The sequence below is a fragment of the Prevotella sp. P6B4 genome (assembly GCF_000619985.1).
Taxonomy (GTDB): Bacteria; Bacteroidota; Bacteroidia; order Bacteroidales; family Bacteroidaceae; genus Prevotella.
Genome location: NZ_JHVE01000013.1, coordinates 1 through 18819 on the forward strand (window position 1 = coordinate 1; position 18819 = coordinate 18819).

Consider the following 18819-nt stretch of genomic DNA (forward strand, 5'->3'; position numbering starts at 1 on the left):
GATGTTACTCAGGTATGTATCAACGACAAGAGGGTATATCTTTCGCCTATATTGGATATGTTCAATGGAGAGATTATCTCTTACAGTATATCTAATAGTCCGAACCTGGAGATGGTCACAACTATGCTTAGAAAGGCATTTAAGCAGCATCACAATACAGATGGTCTGGTATTACACTCTGATCAGGGATGGCATTATCAGCACATGATGTATCAGAAGATGCTCAAAGACCATGGAATAGTGCAAAGCATGTCAAGGAAAGGCAACTGTCTGGACAATGCTATGATGGAAAATTTCTTCGGACTGATGAAGAACGAATTGCTATACGTGAATCATTTTGAATCTATCGAAGAGTTTGAACGAGAACTGAAAAAATATATATGGTGGTATAACAATAAAAGAATAAAACTGAGATTAAAAGGAATGAGCCCGGCTATATACCGAGCTCACTACTATAGAGAGATAAATAATTAATATTTAATTAATCGTCCAACTTTTCGGGGTCACATCACATGTGGTGAGGGACTTTTCTTTAATAATCTTTATCTGTGAATACTACATCCAGAAGAATTTTCTTCGGGTCCTTTTCGGAGTGGTAGGTATAGGCGAAGCGGAACTTCGCATCCTTATATGCCTTGACGGCCGTGCTATTCTTGAGTGACTGCTTCAATGTATTTACGGCTTCGTCCTTGTTCAGATTGGCATCATCTGCTACACCGGTCAATCTGTAATAGTAGTGTACAGTACGTGTATCACGCTCAAATGTTAGACTATCGATGATGGTGGTCTCGTCCATTGCAGTGGGACAATGCTTGCGTGTGTAATCCTTGGCGTCGCGCTCTGCACGATCCTCGAGTGACTCCTGACAGGCTGTCAATAATATGGCGAATAATGCCAATATCCAATACTTTTTCATAATGAATGCTATTTTTTGGCTGCAAAGATACAAAAAAAAGCAAAAATATGCGATTTCTGAGACTTTTTTTATACCTTTGCACTTTAAAGCATAGAATCTACAATGAATCATATAAGAAATTTCTGCATTATAGCCCATATTGATCACGGGAAATCTACTCTGGCCGACAGACTGTTAGAGTACACTAAGACAATTCAGGTGACTGAGGGGCAGATGCTCGATGATATGGATCTGGAGCGTGAACGTGGAATCACCATTAAGAGTCATGCCATCCAGATGGAATATACTTATCAGGGAGAGAAATATATCCTGAACCTGATTGATACCCCAGGACACGTTGACTTCTCATACGAAGTGTCTCGTTCTATTGCTGCTTGTGAGGGTGCGTTATTGGTTGTTGATGCTACTCAGGGTGTGCAGGCTCAGACGATTTCTAACCTCTATATGGCTATTGATCATAATCTAGAGATTATCCCTGTCATTAATAAGATTGATATGCCCAGCGCTATGCCCGATGAGGTGGAGGATGAGATTATCGATCTGATTGGATGTGATCGCGAGGATATTATCCGCGCTTCAGGTAAAACCGGTGAGGGCGTTGAGGAGATATTGAATGCTGTGGTAGAGCGTATCCCACACCCTGTGGGTGATGAGAAGGCACCACTTCAGGCGCTCATTTTCGACTCTGTTTTCAATTCCTTCCGTGGTATTATTGCGTACTTTAAAATCGTAAACGGCTCGATTAAAAGTGGCGACCATGTGAAGTTCTTTAATACAGGTATGGAGTATGACGCAGATGAGATTGGTGTGCTGAAGATGGATATGATACCCCGCAAAGAACTGAAGACAGGCGATGTGGGATATATTATCAGTGGTATCAAAAACTCGAAGGAGGTTAAGGTCGGCGATACCATTACCCATGTGGCTTTACCTTGTGATAAAGCTATTGAGGGCTTCCAAGAGGTTAAGCCCATGGTGTTTGCCGGTGTTTATCCTATTGATCCTGCTGACTACGAGAACCTGCGTGCCTCACTTGAAAAACTACAATTGAATGATGCATCGCTCACATTCATGCCCGAAAGCTCAGTAGCGCTTGGATTTGGTTTCCGTTGCGGTTTCCTTGGATTGCTCCATATGGAGATTATCCAGGAACGATTGGACCGAGAGTTTGATATGGATGTAATTACCACTGTGCCAAACGTTAGCTATATGTGCTATACCAAGCAAGGTGAGGTTAAAGAGGTGCACAATCCTTCAGGCCTTCCGGATTTGACTCTGATCGATCATATCGAGGAGCCCTATATCCGTGCTTCTATTATTACTGCTGCCGATTTTATCGGCCCCATCATGACACTCTGTCTTGATAAGCGTGGTGAGTTGCTCGACCAGCAGTATGTCAGTGGAAACCGTATCGAATTACATTTTATGTTGCCGTTGGGTGAGATTGTGATCGACTTCTACGATAAGCTTAAATCAGTATCGAAGGGATATGCGTCATTCGATTACCATATCGATGGCTTCCGTCCCTCGAAGCTCGCAAAGCTGGATATCCTGCTTAATGGCGAACCCGTGGATGCACTATCAACGCTGACGCACCAGGACAATGCAGTGACTTTTGGTCGTCGTATGTGTGAAAAACTGAAGGAGCTGATTCCGCGTCAGCAGTTTGACATAGCTATCCAGGCTGCTATTGGTGCTAAAATCATAGCCCGTGAGACTGTGAAGCAGGTACGTAAGGATGTGACTGCCAAATGTTATGGTGGTGACGTGAGTCGTAAGCGTAAGTTGCTGGAGAAACAGAAGCGTGGCAAGAAGAGAATGAAGCAGATCGGTAATGTGGAAGTGCCGCAGAAGGCTTTCCTCGCAGTATTGAAATTGGACTAAAAACAAACGATAATCTATGGCAAATGTTAGCTTGACAACAAGAGATGTGGCACGTGAATTAGCCCGTCGATACAGTACAATGACGCATGATGAGCTCGACTTGCTCGAGAGCATTCTTGTTCCAATGAAATTCGCCAAGAACGAGTTCGTTCTGAAAGAAGGCGAGGTATGTACTAACATTTATTGGGTGGTACGCGGATTGGTGCGTCAGTATTACTTCAAAAACGATAAGGAGTTGACCGAATATATGGCGACAGAGAACAACATCGTGATGTGTATCGAAAGTTTGTTCCGTGAGCAGCCTTCACAGTTGCAGATAAAGGCGCTCGAGCCTACTATTCTTATTGCCCTGCCCAAGGCAGAACTGGAGGCTGTGGCTATGAAAAGCGTGAATATCCAGATACTGTACCGTAAGATTCTTGAGGAGAGCCTGATCCTTTCACAGCACCATGCTGACATGTTGCGCTTTGAGAGTGCGCAGGACCGGTACCAGAAATTGGTAAAGAATCAGCCGCAACTTGTGCTGCGTGCGCCACTGGTCTATATTGCCAGCTACCTACAGATGACCCCCGAGACGCTGTCGAGGGTACGTACTGCGGCATTGATGGAGAAATAAAGACTAATGTCTTAACAGATAGAGTGAGTTATCGATACAATTCGGTAACTCATTTTCGTAATGGGTCACATAGATCAACGTACGCTCTGGGTTCTCGTACATATAGCGGTCTACTATTGTCTTAACCAGGTTGCGGTTGCATAAGTCGAGACCATGAAGGGGCTCGTCAAGAATCAATAGATCAGGACTTTTGACAAAAGCACGAGCAAGAAGAACCAGGCGTTGTTCACCACTTGACATCTCAAGAAAACGACGATCAGCCAGATGCTTAATGCCAAAGAGATTCATCCATTCAATGCATAATTCTTTCTCCTCCTGAGTAGGACGGTAGTACAGGCCAATGGTGTCTTTAAAACCACTGGCTACAATCTGAATGGCGGGAAGATTCTGCTTGTAGCTTCTGTGCATCTCTGGCGAGACGTAACCGATATGCTTCTTGATCTCCCATATACTCTCGCCAGAACCACGCTTACGACCAAACAGGGAAATGTCACAGGCGTAACTCTGAGGGTTGTCTGCACATACCAAAGAGAGTAGGGTGGACTTGCCGGAGCCATTCTGACCTGATAGTGACCAATGTTCACCCTTGAGGACCACCCAGTTAAGATCTTTCAGAATGGTTCGTTCGCCATAGCGAATAGTGACATGGTTGAACTTGATAATTTCCTGTGGGAGTGGGGGAATGACATCCTTGCAGATATCCTCGATAGCCAGAGGACAGCGTTCGATAGGAAATTCGGTCTTTACCTTGATATCGGATACAAAGCGTAGCTCATTTAGTTTGATGACACGGGTAACAAACTCGGGAATCTCGTCCATCTTAGATAGCACTAAAATTATTTGCATATCCTGTTCCTTAGACAACTGAAGAAGTAATTCATTGACCTGGTCACGAGTTTCAGCATCAAGTCCAATAAAGGGGTTCTCGATGATGAGTACGCGAGGTCTGGTAAACAGGCTTGCTGCGAGTTTGAATTTGCGCAGTTCGCCACTGCTCAGCAGGATGATATATTTATCAAGCAGTTCATCGAGATGGAAAAGTTTATAAATATGCTGTTGGAAAGCACGGCGTTCAGGGGTGTCTTCGCCTGATAACAGGAAGGCTTCTTCAAGTTTATTGCCAACGGTTGGTGTATCCTCGTCAATTTCCGTTTGGTTCCATCGTTGTTGTAGAAAGTATGTCCGGTCGTTGTCACCACCGTATGTATCACGAAATGTGATGTGTTTGATGTTGTTATAGGGTTCGTCGAAAGCATAACTTATCATATCCGGAAATACGGGATGGCGGCCGGTGATCATATCGATTAGCATACTTTTTCCGCCGCCATTACGGCCAACAATAGCTACATGTTCTCCTTCGTCAAGCCAAAAGTCAACAGGTTCTGCCAAACTCCATTCTGGCTTGCGTGCTATAGCATTCTTTAATTCGATGATCCTCATATTTTTCTTTTAGATACTTTCTCTTGATTTTTATTAATAAAGTCTTTCCAACCACGATACTTCACAGGACTTTCTGGACGCCCCATCTGTAGAAAGTGGCAGTAGGCTGCTGCCAAGGCGTCGGTAGCATCCATATACTTGCCCATCTCCTTTGAAGGAATTTTCAGAAGTCTCTGAAGCATTCCTGCTACCTGTTCTTTTGAGGCCATTCCATTGCCCGTTAGTGCCATCTTAATTTTCATCGGGGCATATTCATGAATGGGGACTCCATGATGGACGGCGGCTGCTATGGCAGTTCCTTGAGCGCGACCTAACTTCAGCATAGATTGGACATTCTTGCCGAAAAAGGGGGCTTCGATAGCCATCTCGTCGGGCAGGAAACCATCAATGATACTGGTTACGCGCTCGAAGATATGACCTAATTTCAAATAGGCATCTGGAAATTTCCGCAGATCGATAACTCCCATCGTTATCATTTGCGCTTTCCCGTCGATGACCTTCAGCAGTCCGTAACCCATCAAATTCGTTCCAGGATCAATGCCAAGTATTATTTTTTCCATTTCGGCTGCAAATTTACTAATAATATAGCAAAATTCCAAAAATATTAGTAATTTTGCACACGAAATGAAACATATAGGTACTATATTTGTTACATGGATGCTACTATTGTTTGTGGCATCGTGCAGATCAGGACAACGTGAGGATAGCGATATTACCCCAGAACAGGCCCGACTGATGGCTGTTAGTCATATTGATAGTACATCGTTGATGATGTTTGTAAATACAGATACGGTACAGGGGCGTACGAAACTCGATTCTCTCAGTGCTGATGCTTGGATGCTGGTGGATGATTCGACAGGTATCATTATCAGTCAGAAAAATGCATTTGCGCGTCGTTATATGGCATCAATCACAAAGATGATGACCTGTCTGTTGGTGTTGGAAAATGGCCGGTTAGCGGATAGTATAGAGATTACCAGTGATGTTTTTATTAATAAGGATTCACGTGTAAGATTGGGTGATGAATATCTGATGAACGACTTATTATACGAGATGATGATGATTAGTGACAATGATGCTGCTTATGCGTTAGCAAAACAAGTGGCGGGCGACACGTTGCAGTTCTATGATATGATGAACCGTAAAGCTATGTATCTGGGTATGGATAGTACACATTTTGCCAATCCGAATGGTATGCCTAACGATAATAACTTCAGTAGTGCTGCTGATTTGATAAAACTTGCACGCTATTGTATGCGTGATAGTGCTTTTGCTGTCATCGTTGGTACTGCTGAGAAAAATATACCGCTAACGGATGGTCGCCATCTGGCTTGTCGTAACTCCAACGCTTTACTCCATACGTATGAAGGTTGTACTGGTATCAAGACAGGTTATACCCGTCAGGCTGGCTATTGTTTGGCCTCATCGGCTACCAGAAGTGGAATTTCTTTAACACTGGTACTACTGAACAGTCGCACGTTTAAAAGTAGGTTTATAGAATCGGCTGCACTTTTGGATTATGGTTTCCGAGTGATGCAGGCATACTATCAAACGAAATCTATCGTACATTGAATTCGAAATGCTGGTAGTCTTTCTTGGTTCGCCAAGCACCGCCCCATATAAAACCATATTTTGTGAATAGTTTGTAACACAAACCGTTACGTGTAATTTTGTAAGGGAATTTTGCTGTGCGATTAATGTATTTCCTAGCATTTGCGGGCTCTACAATCTGACTGCCATCTTTTTTACTATAACGTATATAAGGATTATAAAGTGGATTGATATCTACGGCTAATCCGCGGGCATGTTTTGACAGATTTTTAGACTCCGAGATGTTTCGATAACAGAAACAGCTAGTGTTATTGGCGCGCATCTGGCGCTCGTCGTCGGCATCGTACACATCGGGCAGACGCATCTGTTGGATAGGATAGTGCGCCTTATACAGTTCGCTGAATATCGCCAATAGTTTTTCTGCTATCAACTTGTTGCAAACCATTTCGCCCACATGGGTGCGACCTTCAAGGTCGATATGCGAGATTCTGAGGTAGCGCAAATCGCTGCGTTTGATGTAAGGATTTTTGTTCCAAGTTTTACCCTGCATGGTTGCCCATATGCTATCGGGGATAGCGGAAGAGGTAAAAATCTGGCTTTGCGCGCAGATAGTGCTGCAAAGCCAGATAGTAATTATTGATAATAATTTCTTCATAAATTACATAAATGCAACTGTAAGACCAGCCATCACTATGCTCACCATTGACATGAGCTTGATCAGAATGTTGAGAGATGGGCCGGAGGTGTCTTTAAATGGATCGCCAACAGTATCACCAACGATGCAGGCTTTATGGGCAAACGAGCCTTTACCACCAAAAGCGCCTTCCTCGATGTTCTTCTTTGCGTTATCCCATGCACCACCAGCGTTGGCCATGAATACGGCGAGGGTGAAACCACCTGCCAAACCGCCTACAAGAAGACCAAGTACACCAGCTACGCCTAAAACACATCCAACGACGATTGGGATAATGATGGCCAGGACTGATGGAATAATCATCTCGTGCTGAGCAGCACGGGTGGAGATTTCAACGCAACGGCCATAGTCGGGTGTTCCGGTACCTTCTAATATGCCGGCAATTTCGCGGAACTGGCGACGAACCTCTTGAACCATCTTCTCGGCAGCACGACCTACTGCCTCCATGGTCATTCCACAGAACAGGAAGGCGGCCATTGCACCAACAAAAGTACCAACCAGCACTTTTGGATTCATTAAGTTAACCTGGAAGAAGTTCATGAAGTCTGGAATATTGGCATCGGCGGCTGAAATCAGTTCGCCTTTCACATTCTCCATCATAACACCTGCACGTGTCATTGCTATCTTAATCTCTTCGATGTACGAAGCTAAAAGAGCCAGAGCTGTTAGAGCGGCGGAACCGATGGCGAAGCCCTTTCCTGTAGCAGCTGTTGTGTTGCCCAAAGCATCGAGCGCATCAGTACGATGGCGAACCTCTTTGCCTAAACTCGACATTTCTGCGTTTCCGCCAGCATTATCAGCGATAGGACCATAGGCGTCGGTTGCTAAAGTGATACCGAGTGTTGAAAGCATACCTACGGCTGCAATACCGATACCATATAGGCCATGAGCAAGCGAAGTAGATGTCATCGAGAGATCGAAGCCGTTGGCACAGAGATAGCTGAGCATGATAGCTATACCGATGGTGATAACAGGTACGCATGTTGAAATCATACCAGTTCCGATACCTTTGATGATCACAGTTGCAGCTCCGGTCTGGCCAGCCTCCGAAATCTTCTGGGTAGGTTTGTACGAATGTGAGGTATAGTATTCGGTAGCCTGACCGATAATTACACCTGCGGCTAAACCGGAGATAACGGAGAATGAAAGACCAAGCCAGTTTTCGATTCCCAGTAGATAGAGAATGGCAAAGGTTGCTGCTGCTATAAGGATTGCGCTGACATTGGTTCCTACAGAGAGGGAGTGCAGCAAATCTTTCATGGTTGCTCCTTCCTTGGTGCGTACTAGGAAAATGCCAAGAAGAGAGAGGAATACACCTACGGCAGCAATCAGCATCGGGGCAATAACAGCCTTGAGTTGAATGTCTAAGCCTGCTATCCCAAAAGCGGCTGCTCCAAGCGCTGCGGTAGACAAAACTGAACCGCAATAACTTTCGTACAAATCGGCACCCATACCTGCTACATCACCAACATTATCACCAACGTTATCGGCAATAGTGGCAGGGTTGCGTGGATCATCCTCTGGGATATCAGCCTCTACCTTGCCAACAATATCTGCACCCACATCGGCTGCCTTAGTGTAGATACCACCACCCACACGCGCAAACAGGGCTTGAGTTGAAGCTCCCATGCCAAATGTCAGCATGGTTGTCGTTATTGAGATCAGACCATCTGCATCGAAGAAATTGAGTACGACGAACCAAATGGCAATGTCGAGCAAACCTAATCCTACAACGGTCAGCCCCATTACGGCGCCAGAACGGAAAGCAATCTTCAGTCCCGCATCAAGACTCTCGCGTGCGGCGTTAGCAGTGCGAGCGGAAGCGTAAGTGGCAGTTTTCATACCAAAGAATCCTGCCAACCCTGAGAAGAATCCACCTGTTAGGAAAGCAAACGGAACCCAAGGGTTCTGTACATTAAGTCCATAGGCCATGAAGGCAAACAGTACGCAGAGCACTGCAAAAACAATGCCTACAACTTTGTACTGTTGTTTCAAATAAGCCATTGCACCCTTGCGCACGTAAAGCGCAATCTCTTTCATGCGTGGCGTGCCTTCATCGGCCTTCATCATCTGCGTGAAGAAATAGTACGCCATAGCTAGTGCCACAATCGATGCGACGGGCACTAGCCAGAATACTTTGGGAATCATCATAATAGATAGGTTTTAGTTTTATTGGATTTGTTGATTAGAAAAACTTACTCGTCAGTGAAGTCGATTAGCTCAGTCGACTCTTCGTCGTTCTCATTGCCAAGATCCATCATTGTTGAGTAGTTGTCCTCGGTGATATCATCATCGTTAGGTCCATCTACTTCTTCATCTTCCTCGTCGTGTGAACTATAGTTGTCTTCCACGATAACGTCAGAATCGTCGTCCTCATCGAAATCGTCATCATCGCCGTTACGCAACTGCATACGGAGTTTGATTTCCTCTGGTTTCAATTTGGCGAAGATGGCTTCAACCCAGCCTCCCTTTGCTACTTCGAGAACCTCATATCCATCCTCTACTTTCTTGTCGTACATGCCACCTTTTTTGTGCAGGCGGTCTTTAGGAAGAGTGGTGGTGGAGATATCAAAGCCGCTTTGGATAACGTCCTGAACAGACTGAGACAACGAATCCCAACCTCCACCAAAATTGCGGTCGATAACCTCGAGTAACTGGGTAGCACTGATATGACGGATATTCTCATAGGTCAAGTCTGTAACACGTGAAATTGGACGCTTCTTGATAGCCCATATAAACTTCATGTTATCGTCGAACTTGATAACAGCTACCTTATAGCCACGGTTCTCATAACTTTTGCGTACTGGGGCAGAGTCTTCACGAAGATCCTCAATGAAGAATGCACTCTTAAAAATCTGGATATAGTGCTTCACGTTCTCTTTTACTTCTGCATCCTTGCAAGCAGCTTCCCACATACGGATTACATCGTTCTCCTGAATGTCCCAAACACTACTCTTGGTTACTGACTTAATTGATAATGACGGATTACTTTCCGGTTGTTGTACTTTTGTTCTTGCCATAATATGATACTAAATTTGGTGCAAATGTAACCACTTTATTTTTTATTAGCAAGTTTTTAGGCAATATTTTTTGTAATTTTCGTAATTTAGCGTAACTTTGTGCCCGATTATGGCACAACCATTGGCTGAAAGACTACGTCCTCGCACTTTAGACGAGTATATCGGACAGGAACATTTGGTAGGCGAGGGAGCTGTTCTGCGTAAGATGATTGACGCAGGACGAATACCTTCGTTTATCCTATGGGGACCTCCTGGAGTAGGTAAGACGACACTTGCACAGATTATTGCTCATAAGTTAGAAACACCTTTTTATACACTATCAGCTGTAACTAGTGGTGTCAAGGATGTGCGTGAGGTGATTGAGAAGGCGCAGAAGGGGAGATTCTTTAATGAAGCTTCACCAATTTTATTTATCGACGAAATACATCGTTTTTCTAAATCCCAACAAGACTCCTTACTGGGAGCTGTCGAGAAAGGTATCGTTACCCTAATTGGTGCTACCACAGAAAATCCTTCGTTTGAGGTTATCAGACCCTTGCTATCTAGATGTCAACTCTATGTCCTGAAGTCGCTGGAAAAGGCAGATCTGCTCAAATTGCTTAATCGCGCTATCCAAAAGGATGTTATTCTGAAAGAGAGAACTATTAAGCTCGAGGAAACTGACGCTATGTTTAGATATAGTGGTGGTGATGCTCGTAAACTACTAAATATCTTAGAGTTAATTGTAGAAGCTGAAGCAAAGAATGAAGTCGTAATAACAAATGAAAAGGTGGTTAATCGACTCCAACAGAATCCTTTAGCCTATGATAAGGATGGTGAGATGCATTATGATATCATCTCTGCCTTTATCAAGAGTATTCGTGGTTCTGATCCAGATGCGGCGCTTTATTGGTTGGCACGAATGATTGAAGGAGGCGAAGACCCGCAGTTCATTGCTCGCCGACTTGTTATCAGCGCCGCTGAAGATATCGGTCTGGCAAATCCGAACGCTCTACTATTAGCCAACACGGCCTATGATGCCATACTAAAGCTAGGATGGCCTGAGGGTAGAATACCTTTAGCCGAGGCTACTGTTTATCTTGCAACTTCCCCCAAAAGCAACAGTGCTTATCTTGGTATTGATACTGCACTCGATTTGGTACGTCGTACGGGTGACCAGCCGGTTCCACTTCCCATACGTAATGCGCCAACGCAGTTAATGAAGGAATTAGGGTATCATGACGGTTATAAATATCCCCACGATTATGCGGGACATTTCACACCGCAACAATATATGCCTGATGCCTTGAAAGAGGAGCGTATCTGGCACGGCCAGCATAATCCAACCGAGGAGAAAATGTATCAGCGTATGGTTAACTACTGGGGAAAACGATACGAAGATTGATTTATGGAGCAGAATCTGATTATAGCAATTATTGAATTGTTAGGCACATTTGCCTTTGCCATATCGGGAATCCGACATGCTGCTGCCAAGCATTTTGACTGGTTTGGCGGGTATGTGTGTGGTGTGGCTGTGGCTATCGGTGGTGGTACTATCCGTGATTTAATGCTAGGAACAACACCATTCTGGATGACCAACTCGATTTATCTGATATGCACTGGTGTTGCCCTTTTAACGGTAGTCTTGTTTGGCAAGTGGATGGAACCTTTGAAAAACGCGTGGTTTGTGTTTGATACATTGGGACTGGCTTTGTTTACTATTGCGGGTATTCAGAAAAGTTTGGCCTTTGGACAACCTTTTTGGGTTGCTATTATTATGGGTTGTATTACAGGTTCGGCTGGTGGCGTGATCCGTGATGTGTTGTTGAACAATGAGCCGGTTATTTTTCACAAGGAGATTTATGCGATGGCATGCGTGATAGGCGGTATCGCGTATTGGGGACTTGCAGAATTAGGATTGCCTGCAGAGATCAGCGCAGGTATAAGTTTCACAGTAACCTGCATGATTAGGTTTCTGGCAGTACGATACCACCTTTCACTCCCAGTACTGAAGGAGAAATAATCAAAATATATAATTGAGAAATATTCAAATAAATAAGATGGCAGAACAAACAAATAGAAGAAGGAAAAGCAACCAACCGGTTGACCCAACGTTTGGTCACCTGCAACCGCAGGCTACTGAGATAGAAAGGGCTGTTCTAGGTGCGTTGATGATTGATAAGGATGCCTATGCTGTGGTTTGTGAGATACTACGGCCAGAGAGCTTCTATGAACCTCGTAACCAGATGGTTTATGCCGCCATACGTGACCTGAGTATGGAGGAGAAACCGGTTGACATCCTGACAGTAACAGACCAGTTGGCAAAGTCTGGTAATTTGGAGCAAGTAGGCGGTCCTGGATATGTCGCAGAATTGAGCTCGAACGTAGCATCATCCGCCAATATTGAATATCATGCTAACATTATCGCTCAGAAGTCATTAGCTCGTCAGCTTATATCTTTCTCGAGCATGATACAGACTAAGGCCTTTGATGAGACCATTGATGTAGAAGACCTTATGCAGGAGGCGGAAGGTTCGCTTTTTGAACTGTCTCAGCATAATATGAAGAAAGATTATACAGCTATAGATCCAGTAATTTCTCTGGCTGTTAAAGGAATACAGGATGCTGCTCGAAATACCGATGGACTGACTGGTGTGTCAACAGGTTATTTCAAACTCGACGATATGACCAGTGGATGGCAGGCATCTGATTTAGTGATTATTGCTGGCCGACCTGCGATGGGTAAAACGTCTTTTGCTCTCTCTATGGCTAAGAATATTGCGGCTGATATGCGTGTGCCGATGGCTTTTTTCTCGCTTGAAATGTCGAATGTTCAGCTGGTTAACCGTCTTATTTCAAATGCCTGCGAGATTCAGGGCTCTAAGATTCTGAACGGACAGTTGCAACGCGATGAGTGGGAGCGGTTAGATAAGAATATCAATCAGTTGCTAGGTGCACCTCTCTATGTAGATGATACACCTGGTCTTTCAGTATTTGAACTTCGTACTAAGGCTCGACGACTGGTTCGTGAGCATGGTGTGAAGTTGATTATGATTGACTATCTTCAATTGATGAATGCAAACGGTATGCGCTTCAGTAGCCGACAGGAAGAGGTGTCAACTATATCTCGTTCGCTGAAAGGATTGGCTAAAGAGTTGAATATTCCAATTCTGGCTTTAAGTCAGTTGAATCGTGGTGTCGAGAGTCGTGAGGGCTTGGAGGGAAAACGTCCGCAGTTATCTGACCTGCGTGAGTCGGGAGCTATTGAGCAGGATGCGGATATGGTGCTCTTCGTACATCGTCCGGAGTACTACCATATCTATCAGGATGACAATGGACGCGATCTACATGGTATGGCGCAGATTATTATAGCAAAACACCGTAAAGGTGCTACAGGTGATGTACTGCTGACATTTCGTGGTGAGTTTACGCGATTCGAGAATCCTGAAGACAAAGCAATTGAGAATCGTGCACCGATGGGCGGTGGTGAGATATTGGGATCAAAAATTAACGGAGATAGCCCATTGCCACCTCCGTTACCTGACGAACCATTGCCGTTCTAAATCATTTATACTTCGCAATGAGATTATCTGCCTGCAGATTGCCCATTTCCTTGGCCTTCTGCAGGTTTTTCAATCCCTCTTTCTTATTTCCTTTCAAACACTGTGCAACTCCGAGGAACAGATAGCCATCACTATCATCAGGGGCAACGCTGAGCGATTCATTTGCTGTTGCAATCGCATTATCATAGAGACCAACACGTATCTCCAAAGAAGCTTTCTCTGCATAATAGAATGTCTCCTTAGGATTCATCACGATAGCCTGATTGATATCATTCAATGCCTGTTGATAGAGGCGTCCTTCAATCTCTGCTTGATGGCGGATGTAGTAAAAGTTATCATTAATAGAAGCCTTCATCAGTACTTCGTAATCATTCATATCAGCGATGGCTTCGCGATATCTGTTAGCCTTCAAACGAGCCTGAGCACGTGCCCAGAGATAAGGGGCTGCTTCTTTCAGATATGGCTTGTTGAAGGTGCTCATAGCGCTGTCCATTAATGCCAGCATGGTAGTAGAATCCTTCAACATTTCCTTACAACGGGCTGCGTTAAAGTAGAGCTCAGCGCTCTTTAGATTTGTGTTTGTCAATTCAGTGTAAATATCATACGCTTCATCATATTTATTCTGAGCAAACAAAATGTTTGCTTCCATTTGACGGTATGTGGGCATAGGATTAAAGGTGTTTGCCGTACGAATCTCGTTAAGAGCCTTATCCAACGTCCAATTTTCATAGACTTTATTTGGTTGGAAAATCATCTTTTCATATATAAGACGTGCATAGTTATAGTGTGCATCATCTTTCTGCTGTGCGTTTTTAATGGCCAGTTCCATATCTTGGTCTGCTCCTGCAAAATCATCGTGGCCAGCTTTCAGTTGGGCGCGATACAAATATCCATCAGCGGCGTTGGGGAACTTCTGGATAAAGTCTTCAATCAGAGAAACATAGGCAGCTGAATCCTGACGCGTGTGGGCCATGTAGAGTGCTAATACTGCTTCTTTCACATCATCAGGCAGTTCTTTCTTGATTCTTGTTTGCAGAAGTGTAGCTTCGTTCATGCCAAATCCGGAAATCCTCAGCGAGTCAACAAATCGGGCACTTATAGCATAGCTCAATGTGTCTTTATCGGTAGCAGGTTGTTGCATCAGACCGATTACTTCGCCAGCCTGATTAATCAGTGGGGTGCTAACGGTATTGTTGGGCATGGACATTGCAACGGTGTAGTACTCATATTCGTTTTGGAAGGTTTCTGCCTTGCGAATAATTCCTGCTGGTACATTCTTCAACTCATGATAAGGAAGTAACCATACTTGTGAGCCAACGGGAGTTGCTGTTGTGCTGATAGTGAGTGGTTGAGTCTTGCCGCTAACTCGAAACTTTACCACGTCGTACATGTCATTGACACCGACGATACTTGTGACTGGTAGTTCTTTACCAGAGGCATCAATTACTATTGCTTTAGAAGCTCCTTTGAATGGAGTATAGTTACTCAGCGCATCACCTGTAGTACTTATAAAGAACCCATTACTACTACCAATCAGTGATCCGTCTTCTGCAAAAGTCTTCAGCGTGAAAACAGACTTTGTAGCTTTTTTTACCCAACTGGGTTGGGCTCCAAGGAATAATGGAAAAAAGCTATAAAGAAATACAAGTATTACTTTGATACAATCAATGATGAATTTCTTATTAAGTTTCATATTATGTCAATATTATATTAAGTTACTAATTCTTTAATAATTCCTTAGCATTTTGGATAGCTGCTTCAGAGATGTCACTACCACTCAGCATCTGGGCAATCTCCCGAACACGTTCGTCGGGTGCCAGCTGATGCATTCGGCTGGTCGTACCATGAGCAGTCTCGTTCTTTTCTACCTTATAGTGAACAGAACCTAAGGCCGCAATTTGTGGTAGATGGGTGATACTGATAACCTGACGTCCATGTCCTCCCATCTCTTTCATTATCTGTGCCATCATCTCTGCAGTCTTGCCACTAACACCAGTATCAATCTCGTCGAAAATGATTGTCGGAAGTTTGACGGCTCCGCTAATCATTGCTTTCAAGGATAGCATAACACGGGCTATTTCTCCACCTGATGCCACCTGGGAAACTGGTTGGAGTGGGGTAGACGTGTTGGCACTGAACAGGAACGATACTCTATCAGATCCTTTATAACCAAGTTCCGTTGCAGTTAGTTGGATGCTGAATCTAACATGTGGCATACCTAATGGAACCAGTCGTTTTTGCATTTCATCCTCGATGGTCTTGGCTGCCTTGATACGAAGTTTTGTTAATACTTCAGCCTCTTTACGTGTGCGTATTTCTAAATCGTTTTTACGAGTCTTAAGTGCCTCGAGTGATTCATCACTATTTTCGATAGCATTTAATTGATAGTGTAGCTCATTGCGTTTGTTAATCAACTCTTCTACCGTCTCGACGTGATACTTCTTTTCTAGTTCATATATATGATCCAGACGGTTATTGACTTGATCTAACTCTGTGGGATCGAAGTCTATACTATCCAGTAGGCTACAGATTTCCTGGCTGACGTCTTTCAAATCTATATAGTCACTGTCTATCCGTTGAACGAGTTCGCCTACTTCTGGGTAGACATTCTCTATATTTCTTAATGCAGAGAGCGATACACGCAATGATTCCAGTGCCCCAACTTGTTCCGAAGAAAGAGCATTGTCGGTGGTGTACAGAGCACTCTTGATATCTTCTGAGTGTTCCATCGTTTCACTACGTTGCTCTAGTTCTTCTTGTTCTCCTTTTGTGAGGTTTGCATTTGCCAGTTCATCATATTGGAACTGCATGAAATCGTGATTCTCACGGTTACGCTCAATGGTAGATATCATCTCTTTCAGTTCCTTTTCTGCCTGAAGAAAACCGTTGTATGATTTTTGATATTGGGCAAGTTGCAGTGCATCGTTTGCAATGATATCTACAACCTCTAATTGAAAATCCTGTTTGTTTAGTAACAGGTTCTGATGTTGTGAATGCACATCCATTAGCTGCTCGCCAAGTTCCTTCAACATAGAAAGTGCCACAGGCGTGTCATTGATGAAAGCCCGACTCTTGCCAGCAGCTGTCAGTTCACGTCGTATAATGCAATCTTCGGCGTCATACTCGATATCATTTTCGTCAAAGAATTCCTGCATTGCATAACGTGATAAGTCGAAATGGGCCTCAATGATGCATTTGTCAGCCCCTTGTTTGATGGTTTTTGAATCAGCTCGCTGTCCTAGTAATAAGGCAATGGCACCGAGGATGATACTTTTACCAGCACCAGTTTCACCTGTGATTACAGAGAATCCCTCGTATAATGATATATCGAGTTCGTCTATCAGGGTGAAATTCTTAATATATAATTGTCTAAGCATAGTGGTTTATTTGGTTATTTGTTCCCAACTGTTATTCTGAGAGGCGTTTAGTTCCATCAGTATTTCATAGATACGCTGTTTCTCTTTATGAGTACCTTTGTTCCTGTATACATTTATCAATTCTTCCTTTTTGTAATCTGTCCAAATCTGTGGCAGCAAACTGAGTGGCTTGTCAGTATGGGCTTTATATAAACAGCTTTCTATAGATGCTGAAATCTCTGTTCTACCACGTTCTGCGTTATTTGCCATTTCGTCAAGGCCTTTACGATAATAGTCATATTGTAACTGACGGAATGGTTTCATCGATTCATCGAGATAATCGTTGATGATAGCAAAACGATTGCGGTTGTCCTCAAATGATTTCCAGCCAGGAAAGCCGAGGTTTTGAGCATTATTTACAAGAATGAGGCATCGCTGTAATATATCTGTTCCTCCTAACGGGGAGAAACTATCAAGATCAAGTCCGATGATTAGGAAGGCATAATAGGCCAAAAGAGCCGTCAGTTGATTGTCGATATTTTCTTCAGCAAAATTGAGTTGGTCAAACTGCTGAAAGGAGAAATTGAAACTTGCATCCTTATTATTATATAAGGTGGAGGTATAAGAAGAATTAAATACCGGGCGATTAGCTTGAATAAGGGCTGTACACTCGAAACGGTTCTCGTCGCGCAAGTATTTGCTGACGGTGATATTCAGATTGCATTGAATGCGTTCGTTTTTCTGAAACTGCAAATCAGTCCAAGTGTGTTCGTTCATAAGCTGTTCAATGGTCTTCTGTAGATTTTCGAACACGCTCACATCTGTTCCTTGAACCTGACTATGATTAATATTAACCTTAACTTGCAGTTCTTGGGCATTCAATCCCAGAACTGCAAGTGTCAGTATTGCTATCACGAAAGCCTTTTTGCTAATCATCCGTTAAGTTTTGATTCACGCAGACGAATTCGTGTAAGAACCTGTTTTGTATTGTATGTGAAATCTCCAGCCAGTATCCAACTATAATAGCCAGGATCAATATGTAAAACATCGGCAACTGGGATGCCTTTGTGTTTACCGAAGTTGAACACTTCGGTTAAGCGGGGATTTCCATCAGAGTCGAGTAGGGGATTTCCGTTCTTGTCTTTAACCTCTCCCCATACAATGCGTCCTGCGAAGTCTACATTATTATTAGTACGCGAGAACTCTGCCAGTTTCTGCATGTCGTTCTCAAGTACTTTTTCTGGATCTTCATTGGCACCAGGTGCATACTTGTCAAGTTCGCCCATCAGTACACGATATGTAGCTTCTGTGTCCTGATCAGCGCGATGTGCCTCAAAGTCTTCCTCCATCTTTCTTCCACAATAGAACTTATAGGCTGCAGCCAGATTTCTACGTTCCATCTTGTGGAAAATGGTTTGGGCATCAATCATTTTACTCTTGCTAAAGTCGAAATCTACGCCAGCACGGAGAAATTCTTCTGCAAGTAAAGGTATATCAAAATGATTGGAGTTAAAGCCTGCAAAATCACATCCAGTAAATTTCTCTGCTAATATGCTTCCTAACTGCTTGAATGTAGGCTTATCCTTGACGTCTTCGTTAGAAATGCCAGTCAATTGTGTGATAATTGGCTCAATTGGCTTTTCTGGATTCACCAGTTCGTTACCCCTTTCTTCTCGTCCGTCAGGATACACTTTGATATAAGAGATCTGGATGATACGGTCCTTGACTAAATCAAGGCCCGTAGTCTCCAAATCGAAGATGACCAGTGGTTTTGTAAGATTCAGTTTCACTTTTTCCTTC

The 18819-nt window shown here is 43.7% G+C and carries 17 protein-coding genes; 7 read left to right on the forward strand and 10 right to left on the reverse strand.

Going from position 1 to position 18819, the window contains the following annotated elements:
* Positions 1–474 (forward strand): IS3 family transposase (locus T491_RS0109500; protein ID WP_028903682.1); only part of this gene is annotated, 474 nt, incomplete at its 5' end.
* Positions 475–532: 58 nt separating this feature from the next.
* Here T491_RS0109500 and T491_RS0109505 read toward each other — a convergent pair.
* A complete protein-coding gene (locus tag T491_RS0109505) occupies positions 533–916 on the reverse strand; it encodes a hypothetical protein (protein ID WP_028903683.1) in 384 nt (127 codons plus the stop codon).
* A gap of 102 nt (positions 917–1018) precedes the next feature.
* On the opposite strand from T491_RS0109505, the gene lepA reads away from it, so the two are divergent.
* A complete protein-coding gene (gene lepA / locus T491_RS0109510; RefSeq protein ID WP_028903684.1) occupies positions 1019–2800 on the forward strand; it encodes a translation elongation factor 4 in 1782 nt (593 codons plus the stop codon).
* A gap of 16 nt (positions 2801–2816) precedes the next feature.
* Entirely contained in the window at positions 2817–3416 is a 600-nt protein-coding gene (locus tag T491_RS0109515) for a Crp/Fnr family transcriptional regulator (protein ID WP_028903685.1), read from the forward strand.
* A gap of 3 nt (positions 3417–3419) precedes the next feature.
* Here the strand turns inward: T491_RS0109515 and T491_RS0109520 are convergent, their stop codons facing one another.
* Both T491_RS0109520 and ruvC read right to left on the reverse strand, forming a co-directional pair.
* Positions 3420–4856 carry an ATP-binding cassette domain-containing protein gene (locus tag T491_RS0109520; RefSeq protein WP_028903686.1) on the reverse strand — a complete coding sequence of 479 codons (1437 nt, stop codon included), beginning with the start codon at positions 4854–4856 and terminating at the stop codon, positions 3420–3422.
* The gene (ruvC, locus tag T491_RS0109525) at positions 4853–5416 is read right to left on the reverse strand and encodes a crossover junction endodeoxyribonuclease RuvC (RefSeq protein WP_028903687.1); all 564 of its coding nucleotides are present in this window, start codon (positions 5414–5416) and stop codon (positions 4853–4855) included. The genes T491_RS0109520 and ruvC overlap by 4 nt, the downstream gene beginning before the upstream one ends.
* A 64-nt stretch (positions 5417–5480) precedes the next feature.
* Here ruvC and T491_RS16195 point away from each other — a divergent pair, with 64 nt between their 5' ends.
* A complete protein-coding gene (locus T491_RS16195; protein WP_051523091.1) occupies positions 5481–6428 on the forward strand; it encodes a D-alanyl-D-alanine carboxypeptidase family protein in 948 nt (315 codons plus the stop codon).
* Here T491_RS16195 and T491_RS0109535 read toward each other — a convergent pair.
* Genes T491_RS0109535 through T491_RS0109545 form a run of 3 tightly spaced genes read right to left on the reverse strand, consistent with a single transcriptional unit; the run spans position 6415 to position 10121 of the window.
* A complete protein-coding gene (locus T491_RS0109535) occupies positions 6415–7062 on the reverse strand; it encodes a M15 family metallopeptidase (RefSeq protein ID WP_028903688.1) in 648 nt (215 codons plus the stop codon). The genes T491_RS16195 and T491_RS0109535 overlap by 14 nt on opposite strands.
* A 3-nt stretch (positions 7063–7065) precedes the next feature.
* Entirely contained in the window at positions 7066–9255 is a 2190-nt protein-coding gene (locus T491_RS0109540; RefSeq protein ID WP_028903689.1) for a sodium-translocating pyrophosphatase, read from the reverse strand.
* Between the two features lie 41 nt (positions 9256–9296).
* Positions 9297–10121, reverse strand: coding sequence for a hypothetical protein (locus tag T491_RS0109545; RefSeq protein WP_051523092.1), 825 nt, complete (start codon positions 10119–10121; stop codon positions 9297–9299).
* Positions 10122–10230: 109 nt separating this feature from the next.
* Here T491_RS0109545 and T491_RS0109550 point away from each other — a divergent pair, with 109 nt between their 5' ends.
* Genes T491_RS0109550 through dnaB form a run of 3 tightly spaced genes read left to right on the forward strand, consistent with a single transcriptional unit; the run spans position 10231 to position 13663 of the window.
* Positions 10231–11505, forward strand: coding sequence for a replication-associated recombination protein A (locus T491_RS0109550; RefSeq protein ID WP_028903691.1), 1275 nt, complete (start codon positions 10231–10233; stop codon positions 11503–11505).
* A gap of 3 nt (positions 11506–11508) precedes the next feature.
* Positions 11509–12123 carry a trimeric intracellular cation channel family protein gene (locus T491_RS0109555; RefSeq protein ID WP_028903692.1) on the forward strand — a complete coding sequence of 205 codons (615 nt, stop codon included), beginning with the start codon at positions 11509–11511 and terminating at the stop codon, positions 12121–12123.
* A 37-nt stretch (positions 12124–12160) separates the two neighbouring features.
* Positions 12161–13663 carry a replicative DNA helicase gene (gene dnaB, locus T491_RS0109560; RefSeq protein WP_028903693.1) on the forward strand — a complete coding sequence of 501 codons (1503 nt, stop codon included), beginning with the start codon at positions 12161–12163 and terminating at the stop codon, positions 13661–13663.
* A 1-nt stretch (position 13664) separates the two neighbouring features.
* Here the strand turns inward: dnaB and T491_RS0109565 are convergent, their stop codons facing one another.
* Genes T491_RS0109565 through T491_RS0109580 form a run of 4 tightly spaced genes read right to left on the reverse strand, consistent with a single transcriptional unit; the run spans position 13665 to position 18809 of the window.
* Entirely contained in the window at positions 13665–15356 is a 1692-nt protein-coding gene (locus tag T491_RS0109565; RefSeq protein WP_028903694.1) for a trypsin-like peptidase domain-containing protein, read from the reverse strand.
* A gap of 25 nt (positions 15357–15381) precedes the next feature.
* The gene (recN, locus tag T491_RS0109570) at positions 15382–17040 is read right to left on the reverse strand and encodes a DNA repair protein RecN (protein WP_028903695.1); all 1659 of its coding nucleotides are present in this window, start codon (positions 17038–17040) and stop codon (positions 15382–15384) included.
* A 6-nt stretch (positions 17041–17046) separates the two neighbouring features.
* Positions 17047–17955, reverse strand: coding sequence for a DUF4835 family protein (locus T491_RS0109575; RefSeq protein ID WP_155950097.1), 909 nt, complete (start codon positions 17953–17955; stop codon positions 17047–17049).
* A complete protein-coding gene (locus T491_RS0109580) occupies positions 17952–18809 on the reverse strand; it encodes a 3'-5' exonuclease (protein WP_028903697.1) in 858 nt (285 codons plus the stop codon). Before T491_RS0109580 ends, T491_RS0109575 begins: the two co-directional genes overlap by 4 nt.
* Positions 18810–18819 lie beyond the last annotated feature (10 nt).

Excerpts from the sequence above, each read along its gene's own strand:
- T491_RS0109550 (WP_028903691.1), top strand. The coding sequence starts at position 10,231 with ATGGCACAACCATTGGCTGAAAGACTACGTCCTCGCACTTTAGACGAG.
- T491_RS0109515 (WP_028903685.1), top strand. The coding sequence starts at position 2,817 with ATGGCAAATGTTAGCTTGACAACAAGAGATGTGGCACGTGAATTAGCC.
- T491_RS0109520 (WP_028903686.1), bottom strand. The coding sequence starts at position 4,856 with ATGAGGATCATCGAATTAAAGAATGCTATAGCACGCAAGCCAGAATGG.
- T491_RS16195 (WP_051523091.1), top strand. The coding sequence starts at position 5,481 with ATGAAACATATAGGTACTATATTTGTTACATGGATGCTACTATTGTTT.
- T491_RS0109535 (WP_028903688.1), bottom strand. The coding sequence starts at position 7,062 with ATGAAGAAATTATTATCAATAATTACTATCTGGCTTTGCAGCACTATC.
- T491_RS0109545 (WP_051523092.1), bottom strand. The coding sequence starts at position 10,121 with ATGGCAAGAACAAAAGTACAACAACCGGAAAGTAATCCGTCATTATCA.
- T491_RS0109565 (WP_028903694.1), bottom strand. The coding sequence starts at position 15,356 with ATGAAACTTAATAAGAAATTCATCATTGATTGTATCAAAGTAATACTT.
- ruvC (WP_028903687.1), bottom strand. The coding sequence starts at position 5,416 with ATGGAAAAAATAATACTTGGCATTGATCCTGGAACGAATTTGATGGGT.
- lepA (WP_028903684.1), top strand. The coding sequence starts at position 1,019 with ATGAATCATATAAGAAATTTCTGCATTATAGCCCATATTGATCACGGG.
- dnaB (WP_028903693.1), top strand. The coding sequence starts at position 12,161 with ATGGCAGAACAAACAAATAGAAGAAGGAAAAGCAACCAACCGGTTGAC.
- recN (WP_028903695.1), bottom strand. The coding sequence starts at position 17,040 with ATGCTTAGACAATTATATATTAAGAATTTCACCCTGATAGACGAACTC.
- T491_RS0109555 (WP_028903692.1), top strand. The coding sequence starts at position 11,509 with ATGGAGCAGAATCTGATTATAGCAATTATTGAATTGTTAGGCACATTT.
- T491_RS0109575 (WP_155950097.1), bottom strand. The coding sequence starts at position 17,955 with ATGATTAGCAAAAAGGCTTTCGTGATAGCAATACTGACACTTGCAGTT.
- T491_RS0109505 (WP_028903683.1), bottom strand. The coding sequence starts at position 916 with ATGAAAAAGTATTGGATATTGGCATTATTCGCCATATTATTGACAGCC.